The 19,861-nt window shown below is 25.5% G+C and carries 19 protein-coding genes, 1 riboswitch and 1 other annotated feature; of the genes, 1 reads left to right on the top strand and 18 read right to left on the bottom strand.

The window, feature by feature from the left end; all coding sequences use genetic code 11:
- Positions 1 to 42 precede the first annotated feature (42 nt).
- From NSA23_RS14510 to NSA23_RS14500, 3 genes are read right to left on the bottom strand one after another with little or no spacing between them, the layout of a single operon-like run.
- On the bottom strand, positions 43 to 753 hold the full coding sequence (locus NSA23_RS14510) for a hypothetical protein (protein ID WP_042683250.1): 711 nt from the start codon (positions 751 to 753) through the stop codon (positions 43 to 45).
- Complete coding sequence (locus tag NSA23_RS14505) at positions 731 to 1,606, bottom strand: ATP-binding cassette domain-containing protein (RefSeq protein ID WP_257490668.1); 876 nt, start codon at positions 1,604 to 1,606, stop codon at positions 731 to 733. Before NSA23_RS14505 ends, NSA23_RS14510 begins: the two co-directional genes overlap by 23 nt.
- Before the next feature lie 25 nt (positions 1,607 to 1,631).
- Positions 1,632 to 3,185: a hypothetical protein gene (locus NSA23_RS14500; protein ID WP_257490667.1), complete on the bottom strand. Its 1,554-nt coding sequence runs from the start codon at positions 3,183 to 3,185 to the stop codon at positions 1,632 to 1,634.
- A gap of 484 nt (positions 3,186 to 3,669) precedes the next feature.
- Positions 3,670 to 3,926, top strand: a binding site (T-box leader).
- Between the two features lie 127 nt (positions 3,927 to 4,053).
- Between NSA23_RS14500 and NSA23_RS14495 the strand changes: the two genes are divergently transcribed.
- On the top strand, positions 4,054 to 4,581 hold the full coding sequence (locus NSA23_RS14495) for a tryptophan transporter (protein ID WP_042683247.1): 528 nt from the start codon (positions 4,054 to 4,056) through the stop codon (positions 4,579 to 4,581).
- Positions 4,582 to 4,704: 123 nt separating this feature from the next.
- Here NSA23_RS14495 and NSA23_RS14490 read toward each other — a convergent pair whose 3' ends face one another.
- From NSA23_RS14490 to NSA23_RS14420, 15 genes are all read right to left on the bottom strand, one after another.
- Complete coding sequence (locus tag NSA23_RS14490) at positions 4,705 to 5,739, bottom strand: PocR ligand-binding domain-containing protein (protein WP_042683246.1); 1,035 nt, start codon at positions 5,737 to 5,739, stop codon at positions 4,705 to 4,707.
- A 443-nt stretch (positions 5,740 to 6,182) separates the two neighbouring features.
- Positions 6,183 to 6,872 (bottom strand): radical SAM protein, encoded by a 690-nt coding sequence (locus tag NSA23_RS14485; protein ID WP_257490666.1) that lies wholly within the window; start codon positions 6,870 to 6,872, stop codon positions 6,183 to 6,185.
- 2 nt (positions 6,873 to 6,874) lie between these two features.
- Positions 6,875 to 7,432: an ECF transporter S component gene (locus NSA23_RS14480; protein WP_257490665.1), complete on the bottom strand. Its 558-nt coding sequence runs from the start codon at positions 7,430 to 7,432 to the stop codon at positions 6,875 to 6,877.
- Between the two features lie 140 nt (positions 7,433 to 7,572).
- A riboswitch (PreQ1 riboswitch) is annotated at positions 7,573 to 7,616 on the bottom strand.
- Positions 7,617 to 7,743: 127 nt separating this feature from the next.
- Positions 7,744 to 8,685 (bottom strand): alpha/beta hydrolase, encoded by a 942-nt coding sequence (locus tag NSA23_RS14475; RefSeq protein ID WP_257490664.1) that lies wholly within the window; start codon positions 8,683 to 8,685, stop codon positions 7,744 to 7,746.
- A 196-nt stretch (positions 8,686 to 8,881) separates the two neighbouring features.
- Positions 8,882 to 10,099 (bottom strand): hypothetical protein, encoded by a 1,218-nt coding sequence (locus NSA23_RS14470; protein WP_257490663.1) that lies wholly within the window; start codon positions 10,097 to 10,099, stop codon positions 8,882 to 8,884.
- 127 nt (positions 10,100 to 10,226) lie between these two features.
- Positions 10,227 to 10,913: a 5'-methylthioadenosine/adenosylhomocysteine nucleosidase gene (locus NSA23_RS14465; RefSeq protein ID WP_042683242.1), complete on the bottom strand. Its 687-nt coding sequence runs from the start codon at positions 10,911 to 10,913 to the stop codon at positions 10,227 to 10,229.
- Between the two features lie 33 nt (positions 10,914 to 10,946).
- Positions 10,947 to 11,612, bottom strand: coding sequence for a class I SAM-dependent methyltransferase (locus NSA23_RS14460; RefSeq protein ID WP_042683241.1), 666 nt, complete (start codon positions 11,610 to 11,612; stop codon positions 10,947 to 10,949).
- Positions 11,613 to 11,628: 16 nt separating this feature from the next.
- The gene (locus NSA23_RS14455) at positions 11,629 to 12,045 is read right to left on the bottom strand and encodes a class I SAM-dependent methyltransferase (protein ID WP_050069892.1); all 417 of its coding nucleotides are present in this window, start codon (positions 12,043 to 12,045) and stop codon (positions 11,629 to 11,631) included.
- A complete protein-coding gene (locus tag NSA23_RS14450) occupies positions 12,042 to 12,311 on the bottom strand; it encodes a methyltransferase domain-containing protein (RefSeq protein ID WP_050069891.1) in 270 nt (89 codons plus the stop codon). Before NSA23_RS14450 ends, NSA23_RS14455 begins: the two co-directional genes overlap by 4 nt.
- A gap of 82 nt (positions 12,312 to 12,393) precedes the next feature.
- Positions 12,394 to 13,110 (bottom strand): lysoplasmalogenase family protein, encoded by a 717-nt coding sequence (locus tag NSA23_RS14445; protein WP_042683240.1) that lies wholly within the window; start codon positions 13,108 to 13,110, stop codon positions 12,394 to 12,396.
- Between the two features lie 120 nt (positions 13,111 to 13,230).
- A complete protein-coding gene (locus NSA23_RS14440) occupies positions 13,231 to 15,309 on the bottom strand; it encodes a methyl-accepting chemotaxis protein (protein WP_050069890.1) in 2,079 nt (692 codons plus the stop codon).
- A gap of 313 nt (positions 15,310 to 15,622) precedes the next feature.
- Complete coding sequence (locus NSA23_RS14435) at positions 15,623 to 16,762, bottom strand: DHHW family protein (RefSeq protein WP_042683239.1); 1,140 nt, start codon at positions 16,760 to 16,762, stop codon at positions 15,623 to 15,625.
- A gap of 19 nt (positions 16,763 to 16,781) precedes the next feature.
- The gene (locus NSA23_RS14430) at positions 16,782 to 18,188 is read right to left on the bottom strand and encodes an MBOAT family O-acyltransferase (protein ID WP_042683238.1); all 1,407 of its coding nucleotides are present in this window, start codon (positions 18,186 to 18,188) and stop codon (positions 16,782 to 16,784) included.
- 40 nt (positions 18,189 to 18,228) lie between these two features.
- Positions 18,229 to 18,723, bottom strand: a complete 495-nt coding sequence (locus tag NSA23_RS14425) for a DUF4358 domain-containing protein (RefSeq protein ID WP_042683237.1) — start codon at positions 18,721 to 18,723, stop codon at positions 18,229 to 18,231.
- Between the two features lie 33 nt (positions 18,724 to 18,756).
- A complete protein-coding gene (locus NSA23_RS14420) occupies positions 18,757 to 19,584 on the bottom strand; it encodes a GDSL-type esterase/lipase family protein (RefSeq protein WP_050069889.1) in 828 nt (275 codons plus the stop codon).
- Positions 19,585 to 19,861: the final 277 nt, after the last annotated feature.

The following is a 19,861-nucleotide window of genomic DNA, read 5'->3' as shown; positions in this document are numbered from 1 at the left end:
AATTCTACATTAAAATAGATTCAATTAATAATTTTATAAACATCAAATTTTAGCACTTATCCTACATGCAAAATATACAAATATAACTGATATAATAGTTAGTGAAAGTCTATTTATATAAAAAAGACTCTTATTCTCTAAAAAAAATGAATTCCCCATTAAAGTAAATACTTTAAATAGTCTTCCACCACTAAATTGGTCAAGTACTACATATATTATGGAAACAACAAAGGCTGGAATAAAATTTTTAAAAATTACTATTACAAACAAACATAAAGAACTTATAAATAGTATGGGAGGAATAAACCTCATCATTAGAATTAAAACATCTAATATACTTCCTATACTGTATATGTACTGAATAAATACATTAGCCAAAGCTATAAATAATATTATCACTGTATATATAAGCCATCTTGAAAATACTAAAGTATTAAATTTTTCTTTATTGTAAAATGTTAATATTTCATAGGCATTTCCTATATAGTCTTCATAAAATGCAAAACATATTACAATTATCATAAATATTGGAACATCTCTTTCTAATAATGGCTCACTCCACAATAAACCTCCATTAGCATAATTTTCATTGATATCTATACCATCAATTAAAGGTAAAGGATTGATTTTTATATAATATACTCCCAATAAAATCAAGGCAATTCCAAAGGCTATAATAATACTATTAAGTATATATTTCTTTTTATAAAATATATCTAAATATAATTTTTTATCTTGCTTGAAAATACACATAAGCATTCTCCAATGATGGTTTGACTTTAGTAAATCTATCTGAAATATTATTGTCTTCACATATAACCCTTAGCTTTACTTTGCCTCTTTCGCTTCCAGACTGTTCTATTATTCTAAAGTTTTCTTTTACTTTATCATATTCTTCGATATTTATAATACCTTCATATATTTTTCCATCTACTATTTCAATTAAATCATCTCTATATCCATCAAAAGTAATTTTGCCTTGATTTAATATAATAATCTTGTCACAATAAAAAGATATGTCTTCTACTATATGAGTAGATATCAATATAATACTTTCCTTACCTATACCTGCAAGATATTGTCTAAATTCAAATCTTTGCTCAGGATCTAATCCAACAGTAGGTTCATCAATTATTATAAATTGTGGATTGCCTATCATTGCCTGGGCAATTCCTAGTCGTCTTTTATATCCTCCAGAATAGCTTCCAAATCTTTTTTTAATGACACTTGATAAATTAAATTTTTCTACTAAATAATCTATTTGCTCCTTTTTTTCCTTATTATTTAATCCCTTTATATCACATACATATGACAAAAAATCTAATCCAGATATATAATTATATATTTCAAAATTTTGAGGAAGATATCCTACCATATTAACTAATTCTTTTCTGTTATCTAATATAGATTTGTTGTTGAGTAGTACTTGTCCAGTTTTTGGAGTCTTTAGACCTACTAATATTCTCATAAGTGTAGTTTTTCCAGAACCATTAGGTCCTAACAATCCTATTACTCCTCTATCTTCATATTCAAAATTAATATCTAAAAGAATTTTTTTATTCAAATAATTAAAACTTATGTTTTCAACTTTTAATTGATTTTTCATGTTCACACCTCCATATCTACATTTACTAATATATTGGCATAAAAATAGTTTCATCTATTACTATACCATTTCCTCCAGAACTAATTATTATCTTGTTAATTCTTGAAATATCTAAAGTTGGATAAAAATCCTGATTTAAATGCTCATCTACCCAAATTTTAATATTAGATTCTGAAATACATTTTGGGTACACAATTTCCAGATTTTCATAATTCATCGTAGTATAATTTCCGGACAATATATTTAATCCACTTCCTTCACCTTTTAGCCTAGTATAATAGTAAGATTCATTTTTATCTTCCTTTATTTTAGGTAAATTGCTATATATTTTTGATTTGCTTTTTACATCTATTTGAAAATTACTAGATTTTTGATTATTATCTAACGTAGGATACCAATAGATTATATTATCTAATAAGGATATATCTCTATTTGACGTATATAATACATGAGCTCTATTAAAACTCTCCACGTAAACTTTTCCGGAGTATTCTATATCAACTATAAGTTCACTATCTTCAATATTATTAGTTTCTATAATAATCTTATCATTAACTCTAGAATATTTAGCTTTATTGCCATTAATAAAAACCTTGTCTACTTTAAATATTTCACTTAAGAAAAACTCTAATTGATTTTTCTCTAAATTATTTGTAGTCAAGTTAATAGAACATTTATTATTCAATTTATTGAAAACATCAATATTCATAGAATATCCTTTTATACTATATCCTGCATGTTGAATATTTTTATTTTCTACTTCTGATATAGGATCGTTAGCTATATTTAATAAAGGATAAGTCATGTAGATCATAGATGATTGTATTATAAAAAAAACAACTAAAGCACCAATATAATACCTATACTTATTTTTATTTGTCTTTATGTTTGTTTTAACATATACAAGTGTAATCATAAATAAAATATTAAATATGATAAATAGCTTGTCTAATAAATAAATCCTATTAAATAGTATAGGAGAAGTATAATTGACTGGAGCTGTTACCTTATCTGTAAATATACTTAAAAAATCACTAAATATAGTTAAAAATTTGTTTGTTGGGGGAAATAATGTCATAGAACTACCCATTGAAAACAAATATATAATTATACAAATAATATAACGAAGAAAATTATCAACAAAAGTTCCTACAGTTCCTCCAAGGACTACAGCAAATATATTAGCACAATACCATATGATAGCATAATTAAAGAATTCTCTAATTGTATACACATTTACACCTATATAATTGATATGTGAAAATATAATAATACATGGTATAGCAAACAACAGAGTAGAAACCTTTATACCTGCTAAGATATTACTTAAGAAAAGTTTATTTTTGTTAGGCACTATTGTTTCTATTATCTCATATTTATTTCCACCAATATATGTACTGATTATCATCATTCCTATAGTAGTACAATATAAAGAATATGATGACAATCTAGTAAACAAAGAAATAGACATTTCTAGAACTTCTTTATGATAATAGCAAAAAAAACTTACTGCAATAACCATTAATAAAAATACAATATTTTTTACATAAACTTTAAAATAAAATCTAGATGTTTTCATATAAATATATCACCAACTTATCATTTAAAATTTAATATAAGGTGTCAAAACTGACACCTTATATTATTTGTAGCATATTTTCACATTGACTTAATAACTTATATATTATTTTATACTTATTTAAGTACTTAAAATTTAATTTCATACCTATTATTAATTATATCTAAATACCTTTTAAACAACAATGACTTTAACTCGTTGTTTTTCCCTATATTTCAACATTTTTTGCCAAAAATACAATCTATAAAACTATGTAGAATTTAAAACTTGATTTGACACTGAAAAAGATACAATGTAATTTGTAGAAATTTTTTTATTGTAAAATATATATTTTGTAACAATATGTTATTGCCTACATATAAGTAATATATAACTCATATATAAAAACATTTATTATGTGAAAGGTTATTATAATATATTATTAATGTTTATACTTTGAGGTTGACTTTTTAACTGTATTGTATTAAACTAGTATAAATAAAAGATAAATTCGATGCGTAGAAATAGTAGTTAACTAAGTGAGATTTTAGCGAATCAGGGATAGTGAAAGCCTGATATTAGCTTGTTAATGAATGGGTCTACAAGAAACTTGATGAAATGAAATGTTTAGAGTAGTCAATGTCGGGGATTTCCCGTTATAGAAATAGGATATCAAATCATAAGATTTCGTATCTGTAGAGAAGGGCTATCTATTAGATAGTCTAAAGGTGGTACCACGAAAATATGTCTTTCGTCCTTTTTACAAGGATGAAGGACTTTTTTTATATAATTTATTAATTAAAAAATAAAGGTGGTGAGTGGTATGTTGTGAACTGAAGAAAGTGACTGGAAATATAAAACAATAGAACAAGACAGGGAGGATGTTATTATGAAATTGAAAAACAATATTTTAACAGCATTACTGCTAACCATTGGATTTATTTTGCATCAAATTACACCAGGTATATTAGGAGGAATGAAATTTGACTTTTTGTTAGCATTCATCTTTATATCCCTATTTATAAATAGTACATTTAGTAATACTATATTAACAGCATTATTAGGTGGTATACTTTCTGCTATGACTACTAATTTTCCAGGAGGTCAAATATCTAATTTAATTGACAAACTAGTTACATGTTTAATTTTATTTATTATCATTAAAGGTATTCAACATTTTAAACTTAATTCTTTCATAGTAGCTTTAATTAGTGGATTAGGAACTTTTATAAGTGGAACAACGTTTCTAATATCTGCTCTTTTAATTACTGGATTGCCTGTACCATTGAAAGTTTTAATGATAACTGTAGTTCTACCTACCATAGTAATCAATGGGTTAGGAACTGCTTTTCTTTATAAAATAGTAAAACGGACATTAAAAATATCGGGAATTGCTATAGATAATTTCAATTCTTAATTATATAAATAAAGAAGAAGTAAAATACTATAAAATCATATTTTTTATAGTGTTTTACTTCTTTTCTTTCTATATATTATTATTAAATTTTAATAAAAATTTATAAATAATATGTAAAATCTACTATTTATTTATAGCAAGTTCATTTAAATTTTCTGATAAAGCTGTTATTTCTTCTATACTTGCAGTTACTTCCTGCACAGCTGCCGCCTGTTGTTCTGTAACTGAAGCAGTATTATCTCCCATTTTCACAGTATTATTTACTGATGATTGAATATTAGAAATAAAAGATTTTATTTTTTCTACAGTTTCCTTAGATTGACTTGATAACTTTCTTATTTCTTCTGCAACAACTCCAAAACCTAATCCAGCACTTCCAGCTCTTGCTGCTTCAATAGCAGCATTTAAACCTAACATATGGGTTTGGTCAGCTATTTTCTTGATAAACTCCAAAACTTCACTAATCTGTTCAGACATAGTATTAACGTTATTAATTTCTTTGTTTAAATGTTGTTGAGTATTGCTCACTTCCTGTGCTGATGCTGATAATTCTTCCATAGTAGCTACTATTTGATTTAAATTTTCATTTAATTTATTTGAAACTTCTTTCAACTTGTATTGATTATACCAATCTTTTACCATATTATTAGCTAAGAAATATAAAACTTCAGCAGCAGCAAGAATTTCGGATTTGGACATCTTCCTTACTTTCTTTGAAGCCTCTACAAGACTTGAACCTTCAACTCCAATTTCAGAAGCTATTTTTTCATATTTTTCATCATCTTGTAAACTCTCTATTACTTGTCCGCCTAGAATTGTTCCAATTAATCTTCCTTCAAGCATTATAGGTGCTGCAAAATCAATTAATCCTGCATGACACTGATGTACAACAGGCTTACCCGTTCTCATAGCTTTTTCTCCACCTTCTCTATCACATGCTGCACATCGATCATGCCCTATTTCAGTAGAATGTACTAAATTACAGAATTCAGTAAATTTACTTGGCTTCGTAACATGATTTCCATCTAAATCTACAGTAATACTTGCTAAACCAACTGCTGTAGCAAAACCATCTTGAATTTTTTGTAAAAACTTAATATCAATTACATCTTCTATTTTTACATTTTCCAGATTTAAATTAAGATATGTATTACTCACAAATAATCTCTCCTTATTTATATAAATATAGTTTAAATATAAAGATTTTAAAGTATTAAATTTTCATTACAAATATATTTATAGTTGTTATACTAGGATAAGTTATTATTTGATAATCTATAATAGTTTTATATAAATCATTTTTACATTTACAGTACTCTATAGCATTTTTTACTGATCATATATTCCCTGTAAATACTAATAACCCTTTTCCTCCTATACTATTTCCTAGTTTTATCTTCATTATTTTTACATCTGAGTTATCGCAATACTATATGCTAATTAATCTAAAAGCCATTTTTTTAAATTTTTTCTCTAAATTTCTAAAAATCTTTTAAAAAAGAATTTCTGATTTTATTTATTTCTGTCATTATGTATTTCTTCGTATGTTTCATATAAAAAACAGATAAACTTGATAAGTTATTTCTTAAATACAGCATATTTTAATCTCCTACTCCAAAATCTGTGTTTTCATATAATATCTCTATATTTGGTTTTGTACTTAGAAAAGAATACTTTTCTTTAAACCATTCTATTAGCCCTTCATCTTTTTCCAATTTTGATGTATTAGGAGTAAATATATTTATAGTAGCATAGGAAAAATAATTTAATACAATTTCTATGTCTCTTTCTACCATCTCTTTTGTCTGCCCCTTTATTCCTACCATTATACAAGGAGAGTCAAAATATTCTTTTACCTCTTCTGGTGTAATAAAATTTGCATTTTTATTTAAAACTTTATTCCTAAAATCATAGTCAAATGTTTCTATACCTATTTTAAAAACTATTGGTATACTAAAAAAATCTCTCATTTCATTAAGTCTATCTTTATAGCACCAATGGCTTTCTAAATATAATTTTTGTATTTTCTTTTCTATAATAATGCTTTTTATTTTTTCTAAAGTTTCTTTAGGAAGTTCAAAACAGCTTCCTGAATTAATTACCTCTAAAACATCATACTTACCTGTTATATTTTTAAGAACTTCTATATTTACATTATTAATTTCTTTTTCTGATGTTGAATTGTCCAATATATAATCACAAAAACTACATTTTCCCCATATACATGGAAAGCTTTTTAAAAGAACAATCTCTCTTTTATTTTTATTTTCAATAATACTATATCTATTCATGATTAATTATTTATCAACTCCTGTTTTATATTGTTTGGAATTTTTAATATTACTAAAATAACTAAAGAAACTGCTACAAATCTATCCAAATAATCTATTAAGAATTGTACTATAAATACACTTAATACTTTGCTAATCCCCATATTTGATAATATAGCCACTATATACGAAGAACTAGAAGATGTTATACCTCCAAATACAAAAGCTGCTATTATGGCACCAATAAATGATGAAAATATAGAAATTACAAATACTCCTAAAAATCTTTTATTGTCTTTCATAAGACCTTTATTATACACTAATGAACTAAAAAATCCTACAAATATTTGAACTGGTGCAAAGTATAGTGAATAAATATCAAAAGTAATACCACTAACTATACTACCACATAGACCTGTGATAATTCCATAATATGGTCCTAGCAAAAAAGAAACCATTATAGTTCCTATAGAATCTAAAAGTATTGGCAATTTGAGACTAAATGCTGTAAAAGTTCCTATTACATTTAATGCAATTCCAAGTCCTACTATACTTAATTTGAACGATGGTATTTTTTTCATTTTTTCTCCTTTCTTTTTTATTCCCATTAGTTCAAATTCCCAATTACAAAATTTTATTTTTTAAAATAAAAAACTGTATCTAAGGATACAGGCAAACTAAAATAAATCTATTATAAATGCAAAATAGATTTAAATAATGCAAATCCTTAGTTTTTTATCCTGGGAGTTCACGAACCAGTCCCATTAAAACTTAATTTAATGGATTTAGGGATTTAAATATTCTATTTTTATTTATTATAACATATTTATTTCTTTTATAACAACTTTACATTCTAAAAAATAAAATTCCCGTACAATTTTGTACAGGAATTTTATTTTTTATCTTCACTTAGAGCATTGTCTACAAACTCATATACTCTTTTTTTATATTCACCCCTATTATTTTTAAAACTCTCACCATGACCTGCATTTTCTGCTATATATATATCCTTTAAACCTTTGTTTTTTGAATCAAAAAGTTCTTTACACATAGAAACTGGTACAAGTTCATCTTTTTCACCATGAATAAACATTATTGGTGTACTTACATTTTTAACTGATTTCCTAGGTGAAACATCACTATACTTAAAATCAGATTTTAATTTCGTAACAGCACTTGCACAAAATGCTATAGTATCTAAAGGTATAGTTAATTTCCCTTTTTCTCCAATATATAAAAATTCATCTTTCAAATCAGAATATGAGCAGTCTGAAACATAAAATTTTACCTTTTTATGCTTTTCATTAAGTTCTGAATGTAAAAGTGCTGTTGCAGCTCCCATTGACCTGCCATGTACACCTATATTACCACCTGGATTTTTCCTAGATATATATTTTACCCATTCGTCTAAATCATATTTTTCAAAATGTCCATATGTCGTGTCTTCTCCTTCGCTTTCACCGTTATTTCTTGAATCATATACTAGTACATTAAATCCTTTATCTAAGTATAATCTTGCAGTAGAAAGCATACTTTTTCTTGTTCTAGCAAGACCATGTACCAATATAACAGTGTCTTTAGTTTCTTTTGGATTTTTTACATATGTTCCATTCAGTGTATAACCCTGATTTGACTTTATAGTAACATTTTCTTCTTCATATTTATTATTTGAGCCTAAAACTTTTGATACCTCATGAACAACATCATCATCTTCCCCTCGTCTAAGGCACATTTGTTTATGGCAAAAATTACCTATAGAAAATCCTATAAAATTAACTATCATAAAGATTATTAGAAAAAAAGTTAGGAAAACTTTTAATTTAGATTTCTTCATAAATACCTCCTTGAAAAACTTGTTTTAGGCAAATTTAGATTTACCTAATCAGTTAGTATTTAAATAACATCTTTAATTAAAAGTTTTCCCTTGATTTTTGTTTTAACTCTTTCACTTTTAGGAAATAAAAACATATATATGCTATATGTTATTTTTCTTCAAATTATAACTTCTTAAAAAAATTTACTATTTCAATTTAAATATATACTTTCCTATCATTATAATTTTTAATTGAAAAACTTCTCAGATACCTTCCTTCTCCTTCTATGTATTTTGGTGATTCTACAAATCCTATTCCTGCTAAATATTCATTAGTCAATCCAAAAACCTGATGCCATAATTCAATTGCTATTTCTTTTATATTTACTTTATGTTTTATTGCTGTTAAATCTATAGCTTCTTTTGAAAAATCCTCAAATATAGTTTTAACTATTATATATATATCATTTAAGATAATATCTGAAACTTCGTGAATAATCTCTCTATCGCTATATTGAAATACAGGTACATTACATGAGACTATATAATTTGTCTTATCAATATTTAAATATCCCATTTGAATAAGAAAATGCACTAAATTTTTTTCAGTATCATTTAATTCATAATAATCCATTTCATTTTTAAAACTTTTCCATATTAATTCACCACATTTTTCTGCAATTTCTTTATTCTTCTCTTCTATGACCTTTATATAAGCTAAGTTTAAATCCTTAAATAGAGTCACACCTTCAAGTGTTTTCTCAACTTTATTAAAAAATCTAAACATATCTTTCCTTATACCATTTGAATCACCAAAGCTATTAAATACAAAACTTTGACTATCATAATTGTTGCTACTACATAATATTTTATCACTATATCTTTCTACTCTTTTATTATCTTCATATCCAAAAATTATATAATCTCTATTTCCTGGTTGATTTCTATGAGGAGAAAAAATATTCTTTTCTTCAAAAAAATCAAAAGCAATGCCATCAAAAATATCATCACAAATTACATGATATAAGAGTCTCTCTTTACTAAAATAAGGATAGTTTGATAACCTAGATATTTTCTCATAAATTACTTTTCTATTCTCAATTATTTTATCTCCTATAATCTTACCTATATTTGAAAAATGTTTGTCCAATAATGGAATATCATCTTCTAAAAATACTGGAAAATTTAATTTATATTTATCTCTCTTTATTTCTATAGCGTTTATTCTGTCTAAGCCATTAATTATATAGCTAATTTCTTCTTCATTAATTCTTAATATTTTAGTTATTTCTTTTTTCGATATACAGAATGGCTCATTATATGCGATTAAATATAAAATATATGGTACAAATTCTCTATTACAAACATATGCTGGATTATATTCATCATATACTCCTAGCTCTCCAAAAAAATATAGGTTTATCTTCTTATCCATACATTCCACATCCTTACAATTAGTTTTACAATCCTTTTTTAGCAATTAATGAATACTAATCCATATCCTCAAATTTCTCATAAATACCACCTTTCACATAAAACACCTTCTTTTATATAAAAATATATTAAATTATTTTCATCATGTTAAGTACTATATTAGCTGAATGTTCTGCTGAGATCTTTTCAAAGATATCATAATTTGTATATGCTTCATCATCTGCATTATCAGATATACCCCTTATAACAACAAATGGCACATTATTTATATAAGCTACATGACCAATAGCTGCCCCTTCCATCTCAACACAATATGGTGAATATTCTTCTATTATACTTTTTTTCATTTTACTATCTGATATAAAGCGTTCTCCACTAACTATTCTACCTATGTGATAGTTCCAATTATCAAGTTTATATTTTTCACATGCTTTTATTGCTAATTCAATTAACTTTTTATCACCTTCAAAATATTCTTTAAAGGGAAAAAAATTTTTCATCTGATTTTTAGTTACATCATGATATGTAACATTTTTTGATATAACTACATCACATATTTTAACTTCATTATGTAAACTACCAGCTATTCCTGTATTTATAATACAATCTATATTAAATTTATCTATTAAAATCTGTGTACAAGATGCTGCATTTACTTTTCCTACACTACAACAAGCTATAACTACATCTTTTCCTTGTATTCTCCCAAGATAGTAATTGAAACCTGCTATACTTTCCTTCTTAGATAAGCTCATTTTATCTTTTAATAATCTTATTTCCAAATCCATAGCTCCAATTATTCCTACAGTATTCATATAATTTCCTCCTGTCATTTTAAAGTATAATTTTTATTTATTTCTTAAATAATACATGCGATTTATTATGTTAAATTCTTTAAATTCGATTTTCTCGTGTTTTTCAATAATAAAATATGGACTAATTATTTCGTGAAGCTTAGCCTCAGTTAGATTCCATAGATACAATCCTGATTCTTCTTTGTAAAACTCTTGGGAAATTTCTATGAAATTATACTCTTTTCTTTCTTCTGCTGTAATATATGGGTTAAGTTTTAATAAAATCTTGCCATTAGGTTTTACTATTCTATGGATTTGTTTAATTAAATTAATAGAATCTTCAGGCTTTAAATTATCTAAAATATTAAATAATACAGCACTTTCAAAAGAATTGCTATTTACTCCACTTAATTTCTCTATTCCACCACAAATTACATCAACCTTATTTTCAAGATTAAACTCTCTTATAATCTTATTTGCTATTTTTATTGCATTATTTGAAATATCTATGCCATAACCATACTCTATCCCTTGATATAAACTTCGAAACAATACTGCCCCATTTCCACAACCAAAATCAACTATAGATTTGCTATCTTTCACAAGCCAACTAATACCTTTTTCTATTTTTTGTATTTTTATCACCTTTCTTGGATCATAAATATTAGCTTGTCCAAAAATATTATCCCAATATTTTATAGTATCATTATACTCTCTCATGATAATTCAACTCCTTTTATTTTATAGCCTCAATATCAAAAACTTTAGAAATAAATTCTTTATCTTTTCCTGAGTCGAATATATATTCTGAACTGTCTATTTTAAGTTCATTAAACCTACTAAATAATTCTTTTATTTCTTCTTCATTAGTATAATGATGTGGTATAGCTTCTTCTCCTTCTCTACTACCAATAAATGTACTTTTCTCTATTTGCTTACCTATTCTAAAAGAATTATTCTCTATTGAAAGAATATCTGTTATTAACATCCCTTTTGGTTTTAGTACTCTATACATTTCATTTATATAATTTCTTATATCATCAAATGTACCATGGCTTAATGTGGAAACACATACGATTCCATCAAATCTATTGTCATTAAATGGTAATTCCTTCATATTAAATACCATGCACTTAATATTTTCCAATTTCATTTTTTAGCTTTATTTTCCACTATATTAGTGTATTTTTCATATATATCTGCTGCACATACTTGGAAACCTTCTTTGGCTAAATATATAGAATTTACTCCTAAGCCACATCCTAAGTCTAAGATTTTATTTATATTTTTAGATTTAAATATTTTAACTGCCTCTCTGACTTTAGGGAAAACTTTAAATTGAACTTGTTCAAATTCTTCTTTTCTTCCTATATGTATTTTTTTCTTCTTATGATTAATTTTGATATTTGCATTTTCCATGTTACTATCACCTCATTATTGTATCTATTCCACTCTGATTATAAAAAACCCTTCTATTTATATATTTAATAAAATTAAAATCTTAAAATCGGTATCCACTTAATGAAAGTGACACTTGGGACGGAATGTAAAAAATCCAAACTAATGAGGAAATAGTATATCTAAATAAATAAGGAAAATTCCATACTGAATATATATCTCCTGATATACTACGAAGAGCAACATTTATATCACATAAAAGAAATAGTATCATTCCTATAGCTATCATGTATTTATTTGGATATGGATATAAATTATTTTTACAAATTTTTACTGAGTCTACAACATTTCTTATTAAAAATATCGAATAATATAAAGATACACCAATTAAAATATCCATATCTGCAATGAAATGATTTACTGTTAAATAAAATATTAATACTAATAAGAAAATAATTATAGAATTTTTAAGTACTAATTCAAATTTGCCAAATCTATACCTAATAGAATAAAATAATTGAGTAAAACAGAAAAATACTACTCCTAAAGTATTATTAACAAGTATAATAAGAAAAAAATCTGCAATAACAGTAAAAAATAGTCCTATTTGAAGTAAAAATACATCCCTTTTATTAAGTGCATCTTTACCAGTAAGAAGAGATATTAAAAAACATAGAACTATACATATGTATTTAATTCTATCTAATGGTATTGGAAATTTTCCATTAAATATATCTATATATATAAATAATATATATAAGACACTAATTATTATTAGTAAAGTTTTAATAATTAATGATTTATAGTTTTTATTCTTCATCTTCCATCACCCTAATAGTAGCTTACTTCATTTAAGATTATTTTATAACTTTTTAAATGTATATTAATGATAAAAGTCCTGAAAACAAAATGTATTTCAGGACTTTTATCGTTTTATTTTTTATATTTTAAATTTTGATATTAATTCTACTAAATTCTCTGATGCTTTCACAGCATTACTAGATTGATTTACAATATTATTTCCATTCTCAACAACTAAGTAGGTCTTTTCTGCAATATCTGATGTTCCAGAAGCACCTTCATTATTTGCATTAGCTATTTCTTCAATCCCTTTAATAATATTTTGAATTGATGCAAGTAATTCTTCTGAAGTCGCACTAAAATCAGATACTAAATCATTTATAAGTTCTATATCATTTGTATATTCTTCTGTTGATTTTAACATTGATTTATAATCTGCATCTACATTAACAGAAATAAAATCTAATAGAGCACTGGAACTAGTAGCTAAATTTTCTGCTGAATCAATTACTTCCTGAGTTATACCCTGTATTTCTTCAACAGTACCTTTTGAACTTTCTGCAAGTTTTCTTATTTCATCTGCTACAACTGCAAATCCTCTACCTGCTTCTCCAGCCCTAGCTGCTTCTATAGTAGCATTTAACGCTAATAAATTAGTCTGAGATGTTATTTCCATAATACTTTCAGATAGTAAATGTATTTGATCTATAGATTTTATATCATCTAAAGCCTTTTCTAACTTTTCCTTATTAGATAAAAATATCTCCATTTCTTTTTTCTGAGATTGAATAAAATTATTTCTTAATTTTACTACCTTTGCATTAATATTGCTAACTGATTTTGAGCCTTCTTCTGCCTTATTTGCTACAGATTCTGCAGCTTGTTCTATTTCTAAAGAAGAAGCATTGATCTCTTCAGTAGAAGCTGCTGTTTCTTCCATACCTGCTGACAATTCCTCTGTAGTTGCGGAAATCTCTTCTAAATTTCCTCTAAGTTCATTTACATTTTCTTCTGTTTCCCTAGATGTTTTTTCAACATTATTTGATTCCAAAATAATTCCCTCAATCATTAGCTTTAATGATTCTTGCATTTTTGACAATGAATTTAAAATACTTCCTACCTCATCTTCATTATTTAAATATTTTTCTGGCATTGTCTTAGTTAAATCTCCATTGGCAATTAGAGCTATATGTTCTTTTGCTACACTTAGGCCCTTTAAAAAATGTCTTATTACAAGCATAACTATGAATATTATACCTATAATAGATATTGTTGCTATTAATATTATTATTTTAACAAGCTCCCTATAGTCTTTTAAAATATTATTCTTTGGTACAATAGATTTGAAAGACCAAGTTATATCTGTTCCCTTTAAAGTTACTGGTATATACATTTCAATAAAATCTTTTTTATTCTTTCCTTTTTCATAATTTAAAACTACTTCTTCTCCTTTTTTAATTTTATCTACTATGCTATTATCCTCATTCTTAACCTCATTAAGGATTAGATCTTCATTTTTACCATTTGCTATATAAACTCCATTATTATCTAGAATGGCACTATATCCTTCATAAGGCTTAATCTTTTTAATAGATTCTTGTATATTTTCCAGTGAAACATCTATGGAAACTACACCGACAAATTTATTACCTCTCATTATCGGTGTTGCAACAGATACCATTATTAAATCCTTTCCATTAACATTATATGTAGTAGGATTAGTTAAATACAATTTACCTGTATCCTTAGGAATATTGTACCAATCCATATCAGTACTTTCATCATAGGCAGCATTTACTTTTCCATCAGTAATATAAGGCATAAAAACTCCTTTATCATTACTACCAGCTTTATTAATATTTTCCTTATCCTTTCCATCAAAAGCATTAGGCTCATAAGCAATAGTAGCTCCCATTAAGTCTGGATTCTTTTCTAATACTTTTTTAAGCATCTCAATTACATCTTCTCTTTTTATGGAATCCTTTGATATAAGCATTTCAATATTTTCTATAAGAGTCTTCTCAATATTCCCTATTTTTTCAAATTGCTCTAATATTTCTTTTCCATTTTTTAAAGAAGCTTGTCTCACAATTTCTTCTGCTTCCGATATACTCTTATCATGTATTCGGTCCAAGCATATGTAGAAAACAAGTCCAAGTGTAACTACTAACATTAATCCAATAGCAATACTAATTTTAGTTGAAATTTTATTTTTCATATATATCTCCCCTCCCATATGTCTAACATTAAAAGTATAACAAATTTAAACTGATTTATATCATAAAAATTATAGGATATCTTGAACTTATTTGCCTTTTTAAAAAAGAAAATGTACTGCAAATAAAATACAGTACATTTATATTCTTGAGGGGTTTTTAGCATTTTACTTGTCTAGGATTTCTTGATATAATAATTCTTTTTATAAAAGTATACGAGTATGAACATCAAGTGCTCCAATTATAAATGGTTAGTACTTTTTTAAATATATTTTATAAAAAAGCATATTGTTTAGAACAGTATGCTTTAAAATTTTACCATGAAATCTTTTTTATGGAATCATCTTCAAAAAATGATTTTACATTATATAAAATTAATATATCATCTATATCATTATTTTTTATAAACTTACTTAGATCTTCTTCAAAATATCTTAAATCTATCATATATATTTCATTAAAATGTCCCGTTAAAAAAGGAACTAAACTATTAGCATAGGAATCTTTAATAATTAATAGCTTTTTTCCATTATGAATATTAGTATTTATCTTTAATAATGGATGGTTACCATTTAAAAACACTGTATATTTATCTTTTTTATTTAAATTATCCATATTGTATAATGAATCAGAAGTATTATTTTCTTCATAATACTTTACTGTATAATTTTCACTTTTTTTAGGAATATATAATTTGATATCATCAGAATCTATATTTCTAAACCCACCCTTAGAATAAAGAGAGCCATAAAAATTATCAGCAACATTTTCTATATTAAAATAGTCTTCTTCATGAGGGTAAAATCCCATACTTTTAGCTAGTTTCTCATATGCATAAAAAGCACCTTTAGTAGTCCAATGATGATCAGTTTTATAATATATATATTCATCTTTTTTATCCCAAAAGATATCGTATACATCTACAAATTTTATATTTTTATCAAGACCGTTTTTAACCTTGTTCATATAAAAATATTCATCATCTACAGGAGCAGAGTATGGAAGTTTATCTTCCAATATCTTGACTGAATTTGGAACTAGGATAAAATACTTATTAATATTGGCAGTATTTTCAGCAAAAGAATTTATTACATCAATTCTATTTTTGAAATCTTTATCATGTGGCTTATTAAATTTTTCCATTAAATATCCATCTTCTCCTAAAAACACGCCATTATTTTCTTTTTTTCCTGAAATTCTTTCACAGTATGATTTCACTCCTATAAAAAAATCCCTAAAAGGAAATTGATCTGAAATATATTTTTCAAAGTTTGATATAAATTGCCCTTTAAAAATATTTTCAAAAGAAAACTTAGGTAGCTGTTCAAGTCTTCTGTTTTCCATATCTGAAAAATCTTTATCTGAAATTATTATATTAAAAAGCATTATAAGACCAATATATATTAATAGTATTGAACCAATAATGTTTTTATGTGAATTATTAGTCTTATTCAAAATAGCACCTCTTCTCCTATTAGAACCTAAAATACAAAAATGGATTATAGCTTTCATCTACAAGATAAGCTGTACATATAAATAACAGTACTGCCAATATTATAGGTATAACTACATATTCACCTATTTTAAATCTCCCCTTTAACTTTTTTATTGCTTTACCAACAAATGGTGTAGAACATATGCCTAATAAAGCTAACAATATTGCATTAGTATATAAATAATATATAGTTCTACTGTCATAAAGTGGGTTTGAACCAAACCCAAACATAATTTTAATGAAAATTAAGCCCTTACTTATATCTTCAAATTCAAAAAGTACCCATCCTACTATTATTACTAAAAGAGTATATATATGACTAATAAATATAGGCTTGTCCTTTAACCATTTTTGTAAAAAAGTTTTTTCTATAATTAAAAATATACAATAATATAATCCCCACAAAATAAAGTTCCAATTTGCTCCATGCCATAGCCCTGTTAAAAACCAAACTATGAATAAATTTCTGTATTGTTTTGTTCTTCCTTCTCTATTTCCACCAAGAGGAATATATACATACTCCCTAAACCAAGAACCTAAGGAAATATGCCATCTTCTCCAAAATTCAGTTACACTTTTAGAAATATAAGGATAATCAAAATTCTTCATAAGTTTGAACCCAAACATCTTTCCTAATCCTATGGCCATATCAGAATATCCGCTAAAATCAAAGTATATTTGAAATGTAAAAGCTATTATTCCAAGCCATGTTGAAAGAATAGAAAGTTCACTGGTAGGAATAGCTTTTATAGTATTCCAAAGTATTCCTATATTGTTTGCAAGAACGACTTTTTTTGAAAGTCCTATAATAAATAACTCTGCTCCCTCTCCAAATAATTTAGAGCTTTCAATTCTATTATCTATTTCCCAAGCTACATCACTATATCTAACTATAGGACCTGCTACTAGCTGAGGAAACATAGTCACATAAGTCCCGAAGGAAATAATGTTTTTTTGTGGTTTAACCTTATCTAAATACACATCTATTGTGTAAGATAGAGTTTGGAATGTATAAAAAGAAATTCCTAGTGGGAGAGGTAATTTTATTACTTTTATATTAATATCAAAAAGACTATTTATATTATTAACTATGAATCCATAGTATTTAAAAAAGCAAAGAATTCCTAAATTAATAACTATGGAGTTAATTAAAACCAATTTTGTAATATGCGAATTCTCCCTGTACTTATCTATAAGCAATCCATTTAAATAATCAAATACTGTAGAAAACAACATAATAAGTATATATACTGGTTCTCCCCAAGCATAAAATATGAGACTAGCTATAAAAAAAACAAGGTTTCTCATTTCTCTAGGACTTATATAATACACTAGTAAAACCAAAGGTAAAAATACAAATATAAATATTAGACTACTAAAAACCAAACCTTGTCCACCACCTAAAAAATATTTATTAATCTTTTACTTACTTAAGTATACTATCAAATGCATTCTCTATTTTATCTACATCCTTTGACACTGCAAATAATATGTAATTATTATTAGTCTTTAATACATGCTTTTCCATCAAATAGTATTCATCTGGAAGATAATCTTTAAAACTATCAGACTGGTTTTCTATTCTTTTATTAATCTTATCTTCTATATTAGGCAAATCTTTTTCATCTTTAACTTTTAATATCAATAACTCATCAGCTTTAAGATTGGAAGATGCTGTATATAATGCAAATTCTTCAATTTCATCACTATTGATATCATACAATTTCTCAAGTTTTTCGTTGTTTCTCTCCTTTAAGCTAGATATATCTGATTCATTTTTAATTTCTTCAACTATTTTATTTACTGAAATTTCTTTTACCTCTTTCTTAGAAGAACAGCCTGTTGAAATAATTGATATAGAAAATACTAAAACGGCTATTATAAAGATTTTTTTATACTTTTCTTTAAATAATTTTGTCATCTTAAAAATCCTCCTCTAATTTATATTCTTATATTATTTGCTATTTACAAGATAATTTAACCATTGACCATAAAAAGCATATTTAGGATGTATTCCATCTGGTTCACGTAAATCTTCTTTTCCTTCTAATAATGGCCTTAAATTTATATAATTTATATTTTCATCCTTACACATCCTGATTAGTCCATTGTTAAACTCCTCTATCCGTAAATTAGTTAATAATGGTTTTTTGTTTTGAACATTTGATGAAACAGGAAGAATAGATTGAACATAAATATTGGCATTTGGCAATTTTTTTCGAATTATATTTATTAAATCAATATAATCTTGCACAAATTTTTGCGTATCAATTCCCGTAAGAATATCATTCATTCCAAATAATATATAAATATTGGAAAAGTTTCTATCTTCAACATTACCAATTTCATTTTTAGCCTTCGATGCTGTAAGACCTAGTTTAGCAATAATATTTCTATCATTAATGATTTCATATCCAGATAAACTATCAGTAATTGAATCGCCAATAAATAAACTGTCCTTAAAAATTTCTTTATAATCCTGATTTTTATCCTTTTTATTCTCTTTTTCCTCTTCTTTCACTATAAAGGTTTTATCTTCAATATTTAAATTTTGTTCTGGATTTTTTTCATCTTTCTTTCCTTCATCTTCTTTTAACTTTTTAGATAATTTATCCTTAGATTCTTCAGCAATAAAACTTGAGCTTTCTTTATCTGAAACAATTTTTCTTTTATTAATCACTCCCTTTACAGTAATACTTAGAATAAATATAAACCCAACAATTAAAATTAACGAAAAAATAAATCTTTTTTTGTTTACTATTTTAACTCTTTTTCTCGCCATTATATGCCTCCACTATGTCTTGAATAAATGATTTTAATGTATATTTATTATAATACTTATTTATATTCTAAAAGTTACAATCTAGTATCAAACTTTTGGTAATTATAGCTAATCATTTATTGCTTTTTAATAAAATATTCTATAAAAACAAATAAAAAAGGGGCTGTTTCAAAATAAAAAGCCCATAAAAGTAAAACAGGCCGAAGAGCGGTAGCTCTTCGACCTGTTTTTTAGTATAATTTATCTGCAATGAAATCACATACTAAAATTAATTATA

This window comes from Anaerosalibacter massiliensis, assembly GCF_024623155.1.
Taxonomy (GTDB): domain Bacteria; phylum Bacillota; class Clostridia; order Tissierellales; family Sporanaerobacteraceae; genus Anaerosalibacter; species Anaerosalibacter massiliensis.
The sequence above is the reverse complement of the archived record's forward strand: the minus strand, read 5'-3'. Positions and strand labels throughout refer to the sequence as shown.